Here is a 17243-nt window from a genome sequence, read left to right on the forward strand (position 1 = left end):
CACGGCTTTTGATTAAATTTGAGCAAATTCTATGCTATGGAACTAGAAGGAAAAGTAGTGGTGATCACCGGGGCGAGCAGCGGGATTGGGCTGGCAGCCGCTAAATTGTTGTTAGACCAGGGAGCTACCGTGGTGAGTTGGAGCCGGTCCAGACCCAAGATTTCGCACCCAGATTTCTATTTCTTTGAGTGCGACGTGCGCCATGAGCAGTCGGTGCTGTTTGCGTATGAACAGACGGTGGAGCGGCTAAGGCAGAACATCTCAGTGCTAATCAACAATGCCGGTTTGGGCATACAAGGCGCGCTGGACACCATGAGCCCGAAGGACTGGCACACCATGATGGACACCAACGTGAACGGTATTTTCTACTGTACGCGCCTGGTGATTCCGCAGATGAAAAAGCAGCTGGAAGGCCACATCATCAATATTTCCTCTATTGCGGGCCTCACCGGTATTGAGAACATGAGCGGCTATTGCGCCACCAAATTCGCGGTGCGCGGCATCTCGCATTCCTTGTTCAAGGAAGTTCGGCCGCATGGCATTAAAGTAACGTGTATTTACCCGGGCTCCACCGCCACCCAGTTTTTTGATGGCTTTGAAGGCACGGGCACTAGCCCAGAGAATATGATGCAGCCCGAAGATATTGCTTCCACCATTCTGCACGTTCTGCAATCGCCGCCTAACTACCACCACGTAGACATTGAGGTACGCCCGCTCATGCCGAAGGGACGGCCCGAGAAAAAGAAATAGCCCCTGATGGGAATCGAAATAAAAGACCTTACCAAACTTTACGGGGCGCAGGCTGCCGTGGACCACGTTTCCTTCACGGTGGGCACCGGCGAAATCGTCGGGTTCCTGGGGCCGAATGGCGCGGGTAAGTCCACGACCATGAAGATTGCCACCTGCTACTTGCCGCCCAGCAGCGGCACCGTGCTGGTAAACGGCCATGACGTTCTGGAGGAACCCAAGGAAGTGCGCAGGCAAGTTGGCTACCTGCCCGAACACAACCCGCTGTATCTGGATATGTACGTGCGCGAGTATCTTCATTTCGTGGGTAAGCTGCACGGCCTGGGCGGAAGTGAACTCACGGCCCGCACCAATGAAATGATTCAGCTCTGCGGCCTTGACCGCGAGAAGCACAAGAAAATTGGCGCTTTGTCGAAAGGCTACCGGCAGCGCGTGGGTCTGGCGCAGGCCATGATCCATGACCCGGCCGTTTTAATTCTGGACGAGCCCACCACCGGTCTTGACCCTAACCAGATTGTAGAAATCAGAGCGTTGATCAAGGAAGTAGGTCAGGCCAAAACAGTCTTGTTTTCCACGCACATCATGCAGGAAGTGAGCGCCCTCTGTGACCGCGTGCTGATCATCAACCAAGGAAAACTGGTAGCCGACAGCCCGGTAGCAGAACTGAAGAACATGGGCCGAAAAGAAACCAGAATCCTGGCAGAATTTGAAGCCGACGCGGACACTTCTTCTTTAGCAACTTTGCCCGGCGTGCAGCGCGTGGAACCCGCCGGAAACCTCAAATACCGCATCATCGCTGAAGGGAAAACCGATCTGCGCTCCGCAATTTTCCGGTTGGCCGGAGAGAAGGGCTGGCCCTTGGTGGGATTGCAACAGGAAGAAAATTCACTGGAAAAACTGTTCCAGGATTTAACGAAGGCAGGCAAATAGAAAAGCCGTTTTCGGGCTCATTTCTGGAAACGAAGCCAAAAACGGAAACGCAGCCCACTTTGTCATCCTGAAAGGATCTCGGTGGCAAACTTTAATAGCGTTTAGTAAAAGCCTGACTAGTTTGCCCACAAGATCTTTCCAAGATGACAGAGTTTGAGAGTTGTTAGATATAAAGAAGGGTTAAATGAAGTAATTTTTGAATCATGAAATACCTCTTATTTTTATTATTAAGTTGTTGTATTTCCTTCACTGCTCTAAGCCAAGGCAAATGTGACTTATCATCTTTGTCAAAAACAGATAAAACTCTTTTGCAAAATTTCTGGGCCGACTTAAAAGTTGCTATTAAAGAAAGGGACAAAGATAAATTGGCTGCCCTATGCGCTTTCCCTTTTACTTGCAGCTTTTGCCAAGAAATGGGCCCAACAAACGTTAATCAACCTTATGTCACTGTGACAAGAAAGGAATTTGACGTGTATTTCTATAAAATTTTTTCAGATAAGAAGCTTGAAAAGGAAGTTGCACAATATAAACTGCCCGAAGAGTTTATAATTATTACTCATTTCAATACTAAAGATAAGAGGTGTTCATATAGCTTTGCTTACACTGTTTTTGAAGAAACTGACAAGCACCCAGGCAAGCAGTATCTTTTCGATATTCAGAAGGTAAATGAAAATTTCAAGATAACAGCTGCTTGGGCTATTCCTTAAGAGTTAAATGTAGAATTTAAAACCAGTTTTTGGCTTCATTTCCAGAATTGAAGCCAAAAACAGAAAATTATCAATTTTTAAAATAGTCTTGATACCTGTGTCCTGATACTTGTATCGAATTTAAAAATATGTTTGCAATTTTAAGTAAAGAATTCAACTCGTACCTCAACTCGCTCATTGGCTACATAGTCATAGGCGTGTTTTTGGTGGCCACGGGCTTGTTCATGTGGGTGTTTCCAGACAGCAGCGTGCTGGACTACGGCTACGCCGATCTGCAGAGCGTGTTCACCTTGGCGCCTTGGCTGTTCCTGTTTCTGATTCCGGCCATTACCATGCGCACCTTCGCCGAGGAGCGGAAGGGCGGCACCATGGAATTGCTCTTGACCAAACCATTGTCAGACACGCAGTTGCTGCTGGGTAAGTATTTCGCATGCCTTTTGTTAGCTATTTTCGCGCTGCTGCCTACGTTGTTGTATTATGTGAGCGTGTACCAGCTAGGCGACCCGGTGGGGAACATTGACTCGGCGGCGGTGGCGGGTTCTTATCTGGGGCTGGTGTTTCTGGCGGCGGTGTTCGTGGCGATGGGCGTGTTTGCCTCTTCGCTCACCGAGAACCAGATTGTGGCCTTTATCTTGGCAGTTTTTCTGTGTTACATGGTCTATACCGGCTTTGATCTGCTGGCATCTATTGATGCCTGGGGCACGGCCAGCTATTACATCGCGCAGCTGGGCATCTCGTATCATTACAGTTCCATCAGCAAAGGCTTGATTGATTCCCGTGACGTGTTGTATTTCCTGAGCGTGATTACCGTGATGTTGTTGGGTACTAAACTGGTGTTGGAGAGCAGAAAATGGTAGACGAGAAAAACTCAACCACAGTTGGGCCGCAACCCGTGGCAGACAGCCGAAGACGCCAGGACTGGACCTTTTTCTTGGTAGCCGTCGGGCTGCTGCTGGTGCTCAATTTCGTGGCCAACCGCTATTTTTTCCGGATAGATTTAACCCAGGACAAACGTTATTCCATTTCAGAACAAACCAAAAACTTGCTGGCTAATTTGCAAGGTCCGGTAGACGTAACTGTCTATTTGGAAGGCGAATTTCCGGCCGGTTTTAGAAGGTTGCAGAACAGTACCCGCGAGACGCTGGAGGAATTTAGGCTGTATTCAGATGGTAAAGTCCAGTACACTTTTGTAGACCCAAGCGCGAATACCAACGCAGAGGCCCGAAATCAATTCTACACGCAACTGGTACAGAAAGGCTTGCAACCTACCAATTTGTTTGCGCAGGAAGGCGATAAGAAAGTAGAGAAAATAGTATTCCCGGGCGCGGTGATTAAAGCCGGTGACCGTGAGACGTCGGCAACGCTTTTGAAAGGAAACCAGGCCTCGCCGCCCGATGTTCGCCTGAACCAAAGCATTGAAGGGCTGGAATATGAGCTGGCTTCGGCCATGAAGAAAGTAGCGGCTAACAGCGCCGGTAGAATTGGCGTATTGCAAGGCCACGGCGAACTGTGGCTTCCGCAAGGCGCTGACTTTCTGGGCACGCTCTCCGAGTACTACACCGTGAACAAAGTGGATTTGACAACCGCGCCCAACCTGGACAACTTCAACCTGGTGGTCATGCTCAAGCCCACCAAGTCCTTTTCAGAAGCCGCCAAATACAAACTGGACCAATACATCATGCGCGGAGGAAAGATGCTGTTTTTACTGGACGGTGTGCGCGCCAGCTTAGATAGCATCAAGCCCGAAGGCTCGGTGGCCTTCCCCTATGATTTGAACCTGCAGGATTTGCTCTTCAAATACGGGGTGCGCGTGAACCCAGACTTGGTGCAGGACTTGAACGCCAGCTTTATTCCCATGGTCACGGGCTACATGGGCAACCAACCGCAGACGCAGCTGGTGCCGTGGCGCTATTACCCGTTGATCAACAACTTCAGCACCTTGCCGCTTACTAAAAATCTGGACGCCGTACAGACCAAGTTTGTAAGTTCTATTGACACTGTGAAAGCGGCTGGCATCAAAAAAACGCCGCTGATGTGGACCTCGCAGTATTCGCGCAAGCGCGATTCGCCGGTGTCCATTTCCTTGAACGACCCGCGCGTGGACCGCGACCCAAAACTTTTCAGCCAAAACGCCATTCCAGTGGGATACTTGCTGGAAGGTTCCTTTGGTTCTGTGTTTACCAACCGTCCCGTACCTGAAGGCGTGCAGATTCCGTTTCAGGCGAAAGGTAAGCCCACGCAACTGGTGATTTTCTCCGACGGTGATTTGGCCAGCAACGAGGTTGACCCGCGCTCCGGCCGACCTTTAGAACTGGGCTTCGACCGTTTTTCCCGCACGCGCTACGCGAATAAGGAACTACTCAAGAACGTGGTAGATTACCTGCTGGATGAAAAAGGTTTGATAGAACTCCGCGGCAAGGAAATCCAGCTTCGGCCATTGGACAAAGCAAAACTGCGCGATGAGCGCACCAAATGGCAAGCGGTCAACCTGGGCATTCCGTTGGTGTTGCTGCTGGTTTTTGGGGCCTTGAAATTCTGGCTGCGCAAGCGAAAATACGCTCGGTAATTTTAAAGCGCTATTCCTTCCAATCTGTATTATTTTGAAGAGGGTAGGGGCATATATAACTCGCTGAACACTTGTAAAGTACAAACCTGTTTTCGGGCTCATTTCCAGAAATGAGCCCGAAAACAGGTTTTTTCTTTTGGTCGGTTTTGGGAATTTATCTCAGTTTAAGAAATTAAGATAGGCTTGGTTACACCATCGGCTTTCTGGCAGAAGATTCTCTGATCACCAACAAAGGGTCTAATATGATCTTTTTGGGCACGGACTCTTCTATAAGGTCAACAGGGGGTGCATTCTTTTGGGCCAGCGCCTCTAAAAACAGCTGAAACGTTTCTTCCCCCATTTTGGCCGCCTGTTGGTCAATGGTAGAAAGGGAAGGCGTCACGTACGGACTGAAAGATTCATTTCCGAAGCCAATTAAGCCTACCTGTTCTGGTATCTTTACCCCGCTTTCTTTTATATACTGCAGCGCACCCAAGGCGGTAAAGTCCACGGCGGCAAAAATAGCATCTGGCTTGCTGGCCCCATTCAACAACTGCGCCGCCCCGGCCCGACCTGAGTCCAAAGAGTTTTTCCCGTACTGAATCAAATCATCGTTCACAGGCAGATTGTTAGCTCGTAGTGCCTCTACATAACCACAGAGCCGGTCATTGAAGATCTTGGCGTGTTGGGGTCCTGAAATATGGGCAATACGCGTGTAGCCCTGTTGAATAAGATGTTCCGTGGCCATGTAGGCGCCTTTAAAGTCATCTATAACCACCGAGGGCACCTGAAGTTCCTCTCTAATTCTGTCAAACAAGACCAAGGGTACTTTGCGCTTTTTCACTTCCAGGAAGTGATCATAATTAGTGGTTTCCTTGGCAACTGAGGCAATGATGCCATCTACGCTGGACATGAGCAGGGTCTCAATTCCCTCCACTTCATATTCGCCCATTTCATTAGACTGGAACAACAGCACATTGTAGCCTTTGGTACGGGCCAGCCTTTCAATGCCGTGCACCACAGCCGCAAAAAAGCCTATCTCAGAGCTGGGAATTAGAATACCAATGATATTGGTTTTGCCAGACCTAAGCGAGGAGGCCAGTCGGTTTTGCTTGTAATTAAGATTCTGGGCCGCGGTTATAATAAGTTCTTTGGTGGCGGCACTTATAGAAGGGTGGTCATTTAAGGCCTTTGAAACCGTGGAAGGCGAAGTGTTAAGTTGCTTGGCAATATCATGTATGGTAATTCTGGCCATGGGCAGTAAACAATTTCAAGGCAAGTAACAAAAAGATTTGGTGAGAAGCCTAATTATCAAGATTTCAAAAATCCCGACATATTGACAACGATTTCCTTGCTAAAGTCTTAATCTAGGAACTTGGTAAAGATGCTCAGAGGCCATCTATCATTAAAGGTAATTATTAAAAAAATTAAAAAATGCCTTTTAGAGAGTATAAAATTCAAAAATGTCCCTTTAAAGGAAGGTAAGATTAAAAATATTTTAAAAAATCTTTACTTGTTAACGTCTTGATTGTTTTGACAATTGACGATATTTTCCTAACTAGCTAGCGAAATCGATTTCGTAACTTGAAAAAATTAGTAAGCTGCTGTATTTCAAGTCGTTGAAGGGTTGATAGTGTTTTGCCTTAATCCAATAATTTTATCTAAACCTTGCTCTATGTTAAAATCATTACTTCAAGATTTACTTCCTGGTGAAACCGGCAAGGCTAGCAAGCACTTCAGGAGATTTTCTTCTCTGCTGGTGATGGCAATAGCCATGCTTATGCTCACAGCGGGAGCTGCCTTTGCCCAACAGCGCACGGTGTCAGGGATGGTAAGGGACTCGGGCGGTAGCCCGCTGATAGGGGTGACCGTTCAGGTGAAAGGAACCACTACGGCCACGGCTACAGATGCTTCCGGTAGTTTTTCATTGCCAGTCACTGGGGCCAACGCCCGAATGGTGTTCACCTACATTGGCTACCTCTCACAAGAAGTAGCCGTAGGTAGTCAGAACGCTCTAACTGTTCTAATGGTCGCTGACCAAAAGGCCTTAGACGAAGTGGTGGTAGTTGGGTACGGTACCCAGCAGCGCAGAGAAATCACTGGTTCTATTGCCAAAGTTGACGGTGCCGTGTTGGCGCAGCAACCCGCCCCCAGCTTTGAGGCGGCCTTGCAAGGAAGAGCCGCCGGTGTGCAGGTGATTCAAGGAAGTGGTTTGGCCGGTTCTGGTTCTGTCATCAGAATCAGGGGCATAGGCTCTTTAACTGCTGGTGGTGACCCTTTATATGTAGTGGATGGAATTCCCATCACGCAAGATCCGTTTTTGAACGGTGACCGTGGAGCCATGAACTACAACCCATTGGCTACCATTAACCCCAATGATATAGAGTCGGTGGAAGTGTTGAAAGACGTTTCTGCCGCGGCTATTTACGGGTCCAGAGGTTCTAACGGCGTGATTTTGATAACCACCAAGAGAGGGAAGAAAGGCGCAGCTTCTATTGACTTCTCGGCCCGCACGGGTATATCAAAGCCTACCAAACTGCCAGATTTCCTGAATAACAGAGAGTGGTTAACACTTCGGCAGGAAGCATGGGAAAATGATGGCAATGTAGGCCGGGCGCCCCTTTTTGGCGGTGTTACCTGGGAAGATGCCTTGAACACCAATACAGATTGGTTAGGTGAAACCACCCAAACCGGCGTGAAGCAGGAATACTCCCTGGGCTTGAACAAAGGCACAGAAAAACTTTCACTGTATGCAGGCTTAGCTTATAACGACAATGAAAGCTACTTAAAAGGCAACAGCCTGCGCAGAATGAGCGGAAGGTTGAATGTGGACTACCTGCTCCTGCCTAAAGTCAAAGTTGGCTTCAATACCTCTTTGAGCCAAGGCTTGAATGACAGGGTGTTTGCCGCCTGGAGCGGTGGTTTGGGTGCTGCCATGTCTACGGCACTTCCCATTTATCCGGTTTACAACCAAGACGGGTCTTATTTCAATGGGGCTGGTATCGGGAACAACCCAGTGGCCCAATTGGAGGCTACTGACTGGAAAACCAGGGAAATCAGAACCATCAACAACGCTTATGTAGAGTTTTCGCCCATTGAGAACCTTACCCTCACGGGCCGTGGCGGCTTGGACTACGGTGACATTAGAGATAGCCAATACAACCCACCGGCCCTGAACAACACCACAGGTTTTGGTTCCGCCGAAGAATGGAGAACCTACGTGACCAATTACAACTTGTCGGCTACCGCCAACTACAACCTAAAGATGGGGGAAATGAACAGTTTAAGTTTCCTGCTTGGGTCTGAGTACCAACGGTCCAACACGCTTTCCATGAATGAAAGAGCCAGCAAGGCTAACGGATTGCTGTACACCAATCCAGAAGTTGATGAAACGTCTGTGGTGCTGGGTGCCCCTAACTACCAAGAATGGGCTTTTCTGAGCTATTTTGGTCGGGTGAACTACACCTTGGCAGATAAATACATTGTGCAGGCCACTGGTCGCGTAGACGGTTCCTCCAGGTTTGGTTCTGATTACCGGTATGGCTTCTTCCCTTCTGTGGGGTTGGGGTACATTATTTCTGAGGAGGACTTCTTCAAAGACAATATCTCCTTCGTGAATTTCTTCAAGTTGAAGGCCAGCTGGGGGAAGACCGGTAACGCTAATTTTGACAACTACAGAAGATGGGGCTATTTCAGGTCTGAAGGTACCTTAACCTACAATGGTAGCCAGATTCTCTTCCCGGTACAGTTGAACCGCCCGGACTTGGCGTGGGAAACGCTTAATTCCTATGATTTGGGTTTTGAGTTCGCCTTGTTCAAAAACAGAATCACCGCTGAGTTCGCCTTTTATGATAAGCGCTCCAAGGATGTCTTGATTGATTTGGTGACGCCCGCCTCGGCTGGCTTTAACCGCAGCCTTACCAACATTGGCGAAGTCCAGAACAAAGGAGTGGAGTTCAGTTTCACGAGCGTGAACATTGACAAAGCCTTTAAATGGTCTACTTCCTTTAACATCGCCCACAACAAAAATGAAGTGAAGAGCATTGGCATTACTTCGCCAGACGCTATTTCAGGGGCCGGTGATACCAGGGTCTTTGTAGGCCAGCCGGTTGGAGTGAACTACCTGGTGCGCTTTTCCCGCGTGGACCCAGCTACCGGAGCCCCCATCTGGCTTGACAAAGACGGACAAGAAACCATGACGTTCAACCTAGACAACCGGGTGATTGTGGGCAATGTGTTGCCTGACTTTACCGGAGGTATTACCAATACTTTCTCTTACAAAAACTTTGACCTGAGTGTTCTTTTTGCTTTCACCAAAGGCGGCGACATTTATGATGATGCCATTAAGCGCCAACTAGGCGTAACGTCGGACTGGAACATGAGACGTGAGATGCTGGACCGTTGGAGAAAGCCGGGTGACATTGCCACTTATCCAAAATTAACCACGCAGCCAGGCGCTTACGGCCTTTCCAGCGAATGGAATTACAACACAGATCTTTGGTTGTATGACGCGTCATACATGCGGTTGAGAAACCTGACCTTTGGCTATAACCTGCCTACTGGTTTGTTGGAAAAAGCCAAAGTGAAAAACGCCCGCATCTATTTTGTAGGCACCAACCTACTCACCTTCACCAAATTCCCGGGCATGGACCCGGAGATTGTACGTGACCACAATGGGCCCCAGGGCAGAAACCTTAGCCCGAATGTGAGTTACCTGACGCCTCCCCAGGAAAAAGCGTTTACCGTAGGTGTTGATTTAAAATTCTAAGCGATCCAAAATGAAAAGATATAGATTCCTATCGGTGCTGGCCCTGGCTGGTTCCCTTACTGTAAGTTCCTGTGATGACCTGCTGGATATTCCACCAAAGAATGTGAGCCTGCAAGATGATATTTTCAAGGATCCTGCCAACGCCCAATTGATTCTGGCCTCTACGTATGAAGTGTTACGGGCGGGTAATTTCATGGGTGGCAGTTCCTGGGTCTTTTCTGAGTTGTTGGCAGATAATATCAACGGCACAGGCATAACCGGAGACTGGAACGAGTACTATTCCCGCAACTCCACCATCTTCAACGGATCCACCAGATCTTTCTGGGCAGATGGCTACCGCACTATTTATCGGGCAAATGTACTGATCGCCAATATAGATCAGATTCAGGGCTTGCCAGATGCAGAAAGAAATCGCATAAAAGGTGAGGCGTTGTTTTTGCGGGCCATCAGCCATTTTGAGATTGTTCGTTTGTTTGCTCAGCCGTACGGCTTCACCACAGACAACAGCCACCTGGGTATTCCGCTCAGACTTACTCCAACCCAGGAGCCTTTGCTGCGCGCCACAGTGGCCCAGGTATACAACCAGATTATCGCAGATTTAACGGAGGCTTCCACACTTATCCCGCCGGTGAATAACAACTACGCCTCCGGCTGGTCAGCCAAAGGGTATTTGGCCAAGGTGCATTTTCAGATGAACAGCTTCCAAAAAGCCTATGATTTTTCAGATGATGTCTTGAAAAATAGCCCGTTCCGGTTTGAGCAGGATTTCAAGAATCGGTTTAAAGCTGGCGGAAGTACCGAAGATGTGTTTGCCTTGGTCAGCACCGGGTTGAACAGCAACTCCAGCTCCCGGGTGCAGGATCACTACCGGTCAGACAATAACAGAAGGCCCAACGTGCGCGTGGCGGCTGACCTGTTAGCAGATGCCACGTCTAACCCCAATGACAAAAGAGGTCAGGAATGGTTTAGAGTGGTGAACCCCGGAACGCCCAATGAAGAAGTGTTCATTACCAAATACAATGGACCTGACTTCTTTAATGTACCGTTGCTGTCTGTCACTGAGCTAAAACTGATCAGGGCTGAGTCAGCGGCGGAATTAAACAGAAACCTCCCAGTTGCCATAGCTGATCTGAATGATATCAGAACACGGGCCTATGGTGCAGGAAACAACACCGTGAGTGCCACCGCCAATGCCCGCACAATTATAGACATTGCCCGGCAGGAGCGGAGAATTGAATTAGCCACAGAAGGGGTGCGGTTGCATGACTTAAAACGCATAGCCGTCCGTGAGAACCCAACCTTGAGAATAAGAGGCGCCGTTTGGAACTGCCCTGGGTTAATTATCCAGTTTCCTGATGATGAAGTATCTGCCAACCCTAACTTCCAGAGAAACCCAGAGGGAGGTTGCGCTAACTAATTTCCATAAAACATACGATCATGAAAAAGCTTAAAAATTTAGTGTGGAGTGCGCTGTGCATGGTACTTCTGTTGAGCGCCTGCCAGCCAGATGATTTGGTGGGAGAGCTGGGAACGCCTTTCAGCAAAACCGAGGGCCTGGTAGGAACCTGGAAAGTCGCTAATGTGGTGCAGCATGACTTAAAGGCGCCAGCCAACGCGGCCAACAAGCAGTTGACCTTAACGGATCGGTTTGATTTCTCTACTGCCAGAATCAAATTCATGGCCAGCCCCAACACCTTCACGGTAGAAGCGCTAGACGGCCCTGTGTTTTTACCAGCCAGTGGTACCTGGACCTTTGACAACCCAGAATATCCTACGGAGGTGCGGCTGGTGGGTGCTGATACCAAAAACGTGACACTTAAACTTGGATCTGCCCCAAGAGCGGCTTTCCCGGCTACCAGACTCATGTTTGAGCGCATGGTCAGAAAAGATGCCGCAGACCCTGCTTCGGCCAAAGAGGCCATTATCAGGTATGACTATGATTTACAGCGCGTGGCGCAATAAGCAGGACCATTTTAAGAAAGCAACCATGAAAAATAAAATACTAAGTGCGTTCTTGTTATGCTTATTCCTAGCCATAGGAGCAAACGCGCAGGTCACCATTGAAGAAGGCGCGTTCCGGGCAGACGACCGCATCACCATTATCTATGATGCCACGGTAGGCACTTCTGGCCTGCAGGGCGCCTCTGAGGTGTATTTGCACACTGGGGCTAACAACTGGGCCTTCCAGCCAACCGGCCAGGAGTGGGGCATTGATTTCGCCCCCGGAAAAATGACCAAAGTACCTGGTGAGCAGAACAAATGGCAAATCACCCTTACGCCGCGTTCCTTCTACAACATTCCTGCCGGCACTGACCTGGAAAACCTGCTATTCGTTTTCAGAAACAGAGACGGCAGCCAGACCGGGAAAAACGCAGACAACAATGACATTGTGGTAACGGCCTCCAAGTACAATGGCGGGCAGTTTGTCTATACTGAGCCAACGTCTTTCAACCCCAATGACCGGGTGACCATCTGGTTTGACGCAAACGCCGCCGCCTGTAATGAAGGGGGCGGATTAGTTGGAGCTTCGCAGGTATACCTGCACTCTGGCGCCCAGGACTTTTCTGTTCAACCAGCGGGTCAGGCATGGGGCGTAGATTGGGAAGGTGGCCGTATGATCAACAGAGGCAATAATTTGTGGTCCATCACTTTTGTGCCAAGCGAGTATTACGGTACGTCTGTCATGAGCAACATCAAACTCTTGTTCAGGGATCTGTCTGGTGACAAGCGCGCCAAAGGCGATGGTTGTGCAGACCACACGCTTACGGTGAATCCTATTGGTCCTATGCCAGAGCCAAAAACCCGGGTTTTTCCAAGCAAATTCACGCAGGATGATGCTTTCACCCTGTACTATAACAACAAACAGGAAGACAGACCGTCTATGCAAAATTATACCGGTGACCTGTATGTGTACGCCGGGGCAGAAAGTTCTACGGGTTACCTTGAGCCGGTAGGCTGGGGAGATGTTGGCACCAGCACCAAGGTAAAAATGCGAAACGAAGGAAACGGCATCTATTCCTTGACCATTGTGCCTTCGCGCTTCTTTAATGTGCCAGCGGGCGGACAAATCAACATCATTAAATTTGTGGTCAGGAAAGGAGTGTTCAACAGCGATGATGACAAAATAGGCGGCGGTGATTTGACCTATGAAATCACCAAAGAGTAAAACATAGTTTTTCAAACAGACCCGACCCGCCAGCCGGGTCTGTTTTCTAATACCCCAACCCAAGTCATGAAACAGTTAAGTCTCCTTGTTTTCCTGTTCCTTTTTTCCCCGTTAGTCAGTTTGGGCCAGCAGGTGCCGCTTACGTTTAGGGTAGACATGCGCCAGCAGAATGTATCTACTGCCGGGGTACACGTGGCCGGTACCTTTCAGTCTGATGCTGGTTTTGGCAGTGACTGGAACCCCGCCACCACCCGCCTGCAAGACCCTGACAATGACCAGATTTTTGAACTGACGGTACAAGTGCCCGCGGGCGTGTATGAATACAAATTCGTGAACGGCAACAGCTGGAATGCAGGGCCAGAGCTGGTATCTGCGGACTGTGGCAAGGCAGACGGCGCCGGAAACGTAAACCGGCAAGTAACAGTGGGGACTTCAGGTGTAAGACTGCCGGTAGTACCTTTCAACGGGTGCTCGCCGCAACTCACACTTTCCGTGGACATGGGCCAGCAGACGGTGTCACCAATGGGGGTGCACGTGGCAGGTAATTTTCAGGTGCTTGCCGGCTATGGTACCGACTGGAGCCCCAACTCTTTGCCATTGACAGACCCTGACGGAGACAGAATTTATGACGTTACAATCTCCCTGCCCACTGGTGGGTTATTCCAATACAAATTCATCAACGGCAATACGCTAGCCAATGCAGAAGTTGTTCCGGTGGCCTGCGGCGTGGAGGCGGGCCAGGGAGTTTACCACAGAACCATTGACGCCACCAGCAACAATACCATTTCGCCCACCTATGTGTTTGGAACCTGCACCCGCGATGGCGTTTCCATACCCAATACCAATTACACCACCCACTGGTGGAACGATGCGGTTTTTTATGAAATTTTCGTGCGAAGTTTTTATGACAGCAACGGTGATGGCAAGGGAGATTTCAAGGGGCTCATTCAGAAACTGGACTACCTCAATGATGGTAACCCAGATACCAAAACAGACCTGGGCATTACGGGTATCTGGCTCATGCCCATGATGGAATCGCCTAGTTACCACGGCTATGATGTGACTAATTACTACGCCACAGAATCTGATTACGGCACCATGGCAGAGTTTGAGGAGTTCCTGGCCGCCGCCCATGCCCGGGGCATCAAAGTCATCATTGATTTTGTGATGAACCATTCCTCTGATCAGCATTCTTGGTTTACGCAGTCGGCGAGTAGCACCTCCAACGCGTTGCGTGACTGGTATGTGTGGTCAGCTACCAACCCGGGGTATACGGGACCTTGGGGACAAGGCGTGTGGCACCCGCGAAACGGAAACTATTTTTACGGCCTCTTCTACAGCGGCATGCCAGATTTGAACTGGAGCAATGCCCAACTTAAAGCCACCATGTGGGACATCACCCGTTTCTGGCTGAATAAAGGCGTGGACGGGTACCGCATTGACGCGGTTAAGTACCTGGACGAAGACGGTGCCCGCATGGAAAACACCCCTGAGACCTTCCAGATTTTAGAGGAATTCAACCAGGTAACCAAAAGCGCCAAGGCAACCGCCTTTACCGTGGGCGAGGCCTGGTCCTCTACCGCCTCGGTGGTCCCTTATGTGGAGAATAACCGCCTGGATGTCTGCTTTGAGTTTGACCTGGCAGCCACGCTGATTAATTCAGTGAAGAACAATAGCCCGGCGACCCTCAAAACCCAACTGAGCCTGGTGAACCAGCTGTACCCCAAGCTGCAATACGCCACCTTTTTGTCTAACCATGACCAGAACCGCGTGCTAGGGGAGTTGAACGGAAATTTGGCCCAAATGAAACAGGCCGCTGCTCTGTACCTGACCATGCCGGGCGTGCCCTTTCTGTATTACGGGGAGGAAATTGGTATGCTGGGTGCCGGGGTGGACGAAGACAAACGCAAACCCATGCAATGGACCTCTGACAGCAAGGCTGGTTTCACCACTGGTACTCCCTGGCGGGCAGTGAACAGCAACGCGGCCCAGTTCAACGTGCAGACCATGGCCAATGACCCGGCCTCGTTGCTCCAGCATTACAAAAAACTCATCCACCTGAGAAATGACGTGGAAGCCCTGCGCAAAGGCTATTACCAGGAAATGTCCTCTACCCAAGCCTCTATGTTGAGCTATGCCCGTATTTATGATGGAAAGGCAGCGGTGGTGGTATCTAATTTCGGCTCTGAAGCAGTTGCGTCACCAACTGTTTCCCTGGCGGTGTCCTCTTTGCCGGCGGGCGTGTACGCGGTAACCGAAGGCTATTCCAACCAAGCCATGGGCCAGGTGACCCTTAATGACCAGGGGGGTTTCTCCAACTGGACTATTACCGGTGGCGTTGCCTTGGGCGCAGACCAAACCTGGATTTTATTGCTCAACCCTACCACATTGGCCAGCGCCCGGGAAATAGAAAAAAGCATTTCGTTCGCCATTTACCCCAACCCCGCCCAAACCCAGGCAGTGCTGCAAATGGAGCGAAGAGCTTCTGACAAAACTACCATCTCTGTGTATGATGCCACCGGGAAAATGCTGCAAACGACCCCATGGGTAGGAGAGAAACACGTGCTTTCTACCCAAGCATTAGCCGATGGAATTTACTTTGTGAAAGTGCAAAGCGGAAAGCATGTGAGCATGCAGCGCCTGGTGGTGCAACATTAGAAAGTATACTCTTTTAACACGAATCCTTTTCCGTTTTCGGGCTCATTTCTGGAAATGAGCGCGAAAACGGAAAAATCAAATATTGACCACAGGTTCTTTTGCCGCGTTCCTATGATTTCTATGAAAAACTATTTCTCCTTCAGCTTAAAGCTGGTCCTATTGTTGGCTGTCCTGCTAGTGGGGCAATTTGTCAAGGCACAGAATAGGCAGGTTAGCCAGTGGCCCCGCGGCGTTACGTATGAAATATTCGTGCAGTCTTTCGCAGATTCCAACGGAGATGGCAAAGGCGACATCAAGGGCATGACGGCCAAGCTGGATTACCTCAAAGACCTGGGCGTGGAGGCGGTGTGGCTCATGCCTATCAGCCCCTCGCCGTCTTACCATAAATATGATGTCACAGATTATTACGGCATCCACCCAGACTATGGCACGGTGCAGGACTTCCAGGAATTCACCCGCGAAGCCCACAAGCGCAACATAAAAGTAGTGGTGGATTTGGTCATCAACCATTCATCCAGCAAGCACCCGTGGTTTCTGGAGGCGGCTAGGAACATGGACAGCCCGTACCGGGAATACTACGTCTGGACCCATAAATCTGACCCACAGACCCAAAAAGAAGGTCGGCCCACCGGCGCAGACTCAGATAACACACGGCATTGGCACCCCTTGGAAGGCAGCGACTACCTGTACTACGGCTATTTCTACGGCGGCATGCCCGATCTGAACTTTGACAGCCCCAAACTCCGCGACGAAATCTTTAAGATTGGCCGTTTCTGGCTCACCCAGATGGGCGTGGACGGTTTCAGGCTAGATGCGGCGCGCCACATTTTCCCGGATGAGCGGCCCCAAGACAACCACCGGTGGTGGGAATATTTCAGAAGTGAGATGCAGAAAGTAAAGTCAGATGTGTACCTGGTGGGTGAAGTCTGGGCGCCCGCCGATGTGGTGGCCCCGTACCTGAAAGGGCTACCCGCCCTGTTCAATTTTGAGATGGGCTGGACCATTGCCGGGGCACTGAATGCGGGCCGGGGAGACTCCATTGCCATTAAGCACGCTCGCATTACTAACTATTACAGCAAGATCAACCCGCAGTTCATTGACGCTACTATTCTGAGCAACCATGACCAGAACCGCATTCTGAGCACGCTCAACAATGACGTGGCCAAGGCCAAACTGGCGGCGGCTTTGTTGCTCACTTTGCCGGGGTCGCCGTACCTGTACTATGGCGAGGAAATTGGCATGACCGGAAAAAAACCAGATGAACGCATAAGAGAGCCGTTTCTGTGGGACGCCCCCGGCAAAGACAAGCACCGCGCCACCTGGATCAAACCGAAATTCAGCACAGACGCTACCGTGGCCCCCTTGGCTGCCCAGAAAAAGGACAAGAATTCCATGTTCCACAATTACAAGACCTTGATCAGCCTCCGGAACAAAAACAAAGCACTCACCTACGGGAGCCTTGTGCCGGTTAATTTAGAGAACAAAGCCCTCAGCGCCTTTGTCCGGGTCTATGAAGGCGAGAGTCTGCTGGTGATCCACAATCTTTCAGGGGTTGCCACATCGATTCCTAAAACGCCAGAAATGGCGGGTTTTGGGCAAGTATATTTCAAAGACAAAGGTGCTGGTGTATACAAAACTGCCGTGCAGATCCCAGCCTTCGGTACTATTATTTTGAAGAAGTAAGACCATTTCCGTTTTCGGGCTCCAAACTGAAAATGACCC

The 17243-nt window shown here is 49.9% G+C and carries 12 protein-coding genes; 11 read left to right on the forward strand and 1 reads right to left on the reverse strand.

Annotated features, from left to right (window positions below):
• The first annotated feature begins 36 nt into the window (after nt 1–36).
• From IMY23_RS02575 to gldG, 5 genes are all read left to right on the forward strand, one after another.
• Complete coding sequence (locus IMY23_RS02575) at nt 37–750, forward strand: SDR family oxidoreductase (RefSeq protein ID WP_192820593.1); 714 nt, start codon at nt 37–39, stop codon at nt 748–750.
• Between the two features lie 6 nt (nt 751–756).
• Nucleotides 757–1677: a gliding motility-associated ABC transporter ATP-binding subunit GldA gene (gene gldA, locus IMY23_RS02580; RefSeq protein ID WP_192820594.1), complete on the forward strand. Its 921-nt coding sequence runs from the start codon at nt 757–759 to the stop codon at nt 1675–1677.
• 203 nt (nt 1678–1880) lie between these two features.
• Nucleotides 1881–2384 carry a hypothetical protein gene (locus tag IMY23_RS02585; RefSeq protein WP_192820595.1) on the forward strand — a complete coding sequence of 168 codons (504 nt, stop codon included), beginning with the start codon at nt 1881–1883 and terminating at the stop codon, nt 2382–2384.
• 128 nt (nt 2385–2512) lie between these two features.
• Entirely contained in the window at nt 2513–3241 is a 729-nt protein-coding gene (gene gldF, locus IMY23_RS02590; protein WP_192820596.1) for a gliding motility-associated ABC transporter permease subunit GldF, read from the forward strand.
• Nucleotides 3235–4950, forward strand: coding sequence for a gliding motility-associated ABC transporter substrate-binding protein GldG (gldG, locus tag IMY23_RS02595; RefSeq protein WP_192820597.1), 1716 nt, complete (start codon nt 3235–3237; stop codon nt 4948–4950). Before gldF ends, gldG begins: the two co-directional genes overlap by 7 nt.
• 187 nt (nt 4951–5137) lie before the next feature.
• Here the strand turns inward: gldG and IMY23_RS02600 are convergent, their stop codons facing one another.
• Nucleotides 5138–6184, reverse strand: a complete 1047-nt coding sequence (locus IMY23_RS02600) for a LacI family DNA-binding transcriptional regulator (RefSeq protein ID WP_192820598.1) — start codon at nt 6182–6184, stop codon at nt 5138–5140.
• Nucleotides 6185–6604: 420 nt separating this feature from the next.
• Here IMY23_RS02600 and IMY23_RS02605 point away from each other — a divergent pair, with 420 nt between their 5' ends.
• From IMY23_RS02605 to IMY23_RS02630, 6 genes are all read left to right on the forward strand, one after another.
• The gene (locus IMY23_RS02605) at nt 6605–9697 is read left to right on the forward strand and encodes a TonB-dependent receptor (RefSeq protein ID WP_192820599.1); all 3093 of its coding nucleotides are present in this window, start codon (nt 6605–6607) and stop codon (nt 9695–9697) included.
• A gap of 10 nt (nt 9698–9707) precedes the next feature.
• Nucleotides 9708–11114 (forward strand): RagB/SusD family nutrient uptake outer membrane protein, encoded by a 1407-nt coding sequence (locus tag IMY23_RS02610; protein WP_192820600.1) that lies wholly within the window; start codon nt 9708–9710, stop codon nt 11112–11114.
• 20 nt (nt 11115–11134) lie between these two features.
• Nucleotides 11135–11659 carry a DUF5004 domain-containing protein gene (locus tag IMY23_RS02615; RefSeq protein WP_192820601.1) on the forward strand — a complete coding sequence of 175 codons (525 nt, stop codon included), beginning with the start codon at nt 11135–11137 and terminating at the stop codon, nt 11657–11659.
• A 25-nt stretch (nt 11660–11684) separates the two neighbouring features.
• On the forward strand, nt 11685–12863 hold the full coding sequence (locus tag IMY23_RS02620; protein ID WP_192820602.1) for a DUF4961 domain-containing protein: 1179 nt from the start codon (nt 11685–11687) through the stop codon (nt 12861–12863).
• A gap of 66 nt (nt 12864–12929) precedes the next feature.
• Nucleotides 12930–15521, forward strand: a complete 2592-nt coding sequence (locus IMY23_RS02625; RefSeq protein WP_192820603.1) for an alpha-amylase family glycosyl hydrolase — start codon at nt 12930–12932, stop codon at nt 15519–15521.
• 111 nt (nt 15522–15632) lie between these two features.
• Entirely contained in the window at nt 15633–17204 is a 1572-nt protein-coding gene (locus IMY23_RS02630) for an alpha-amylase family glycosyl hydrolase (protein WP_192820604.1), read from the forward strand.
• The last annotated feature ends 39 nt before the right edge of the window (nt 17205–17243 follow it).

Source organism: Rufibacter sp. LB8 (assembly GCF_014876185.1).
GTDB lineage: Bacteria > Bacteroidota > Bacteroidia > Cytophagales > Hymenobacteraceae > Nibribacter.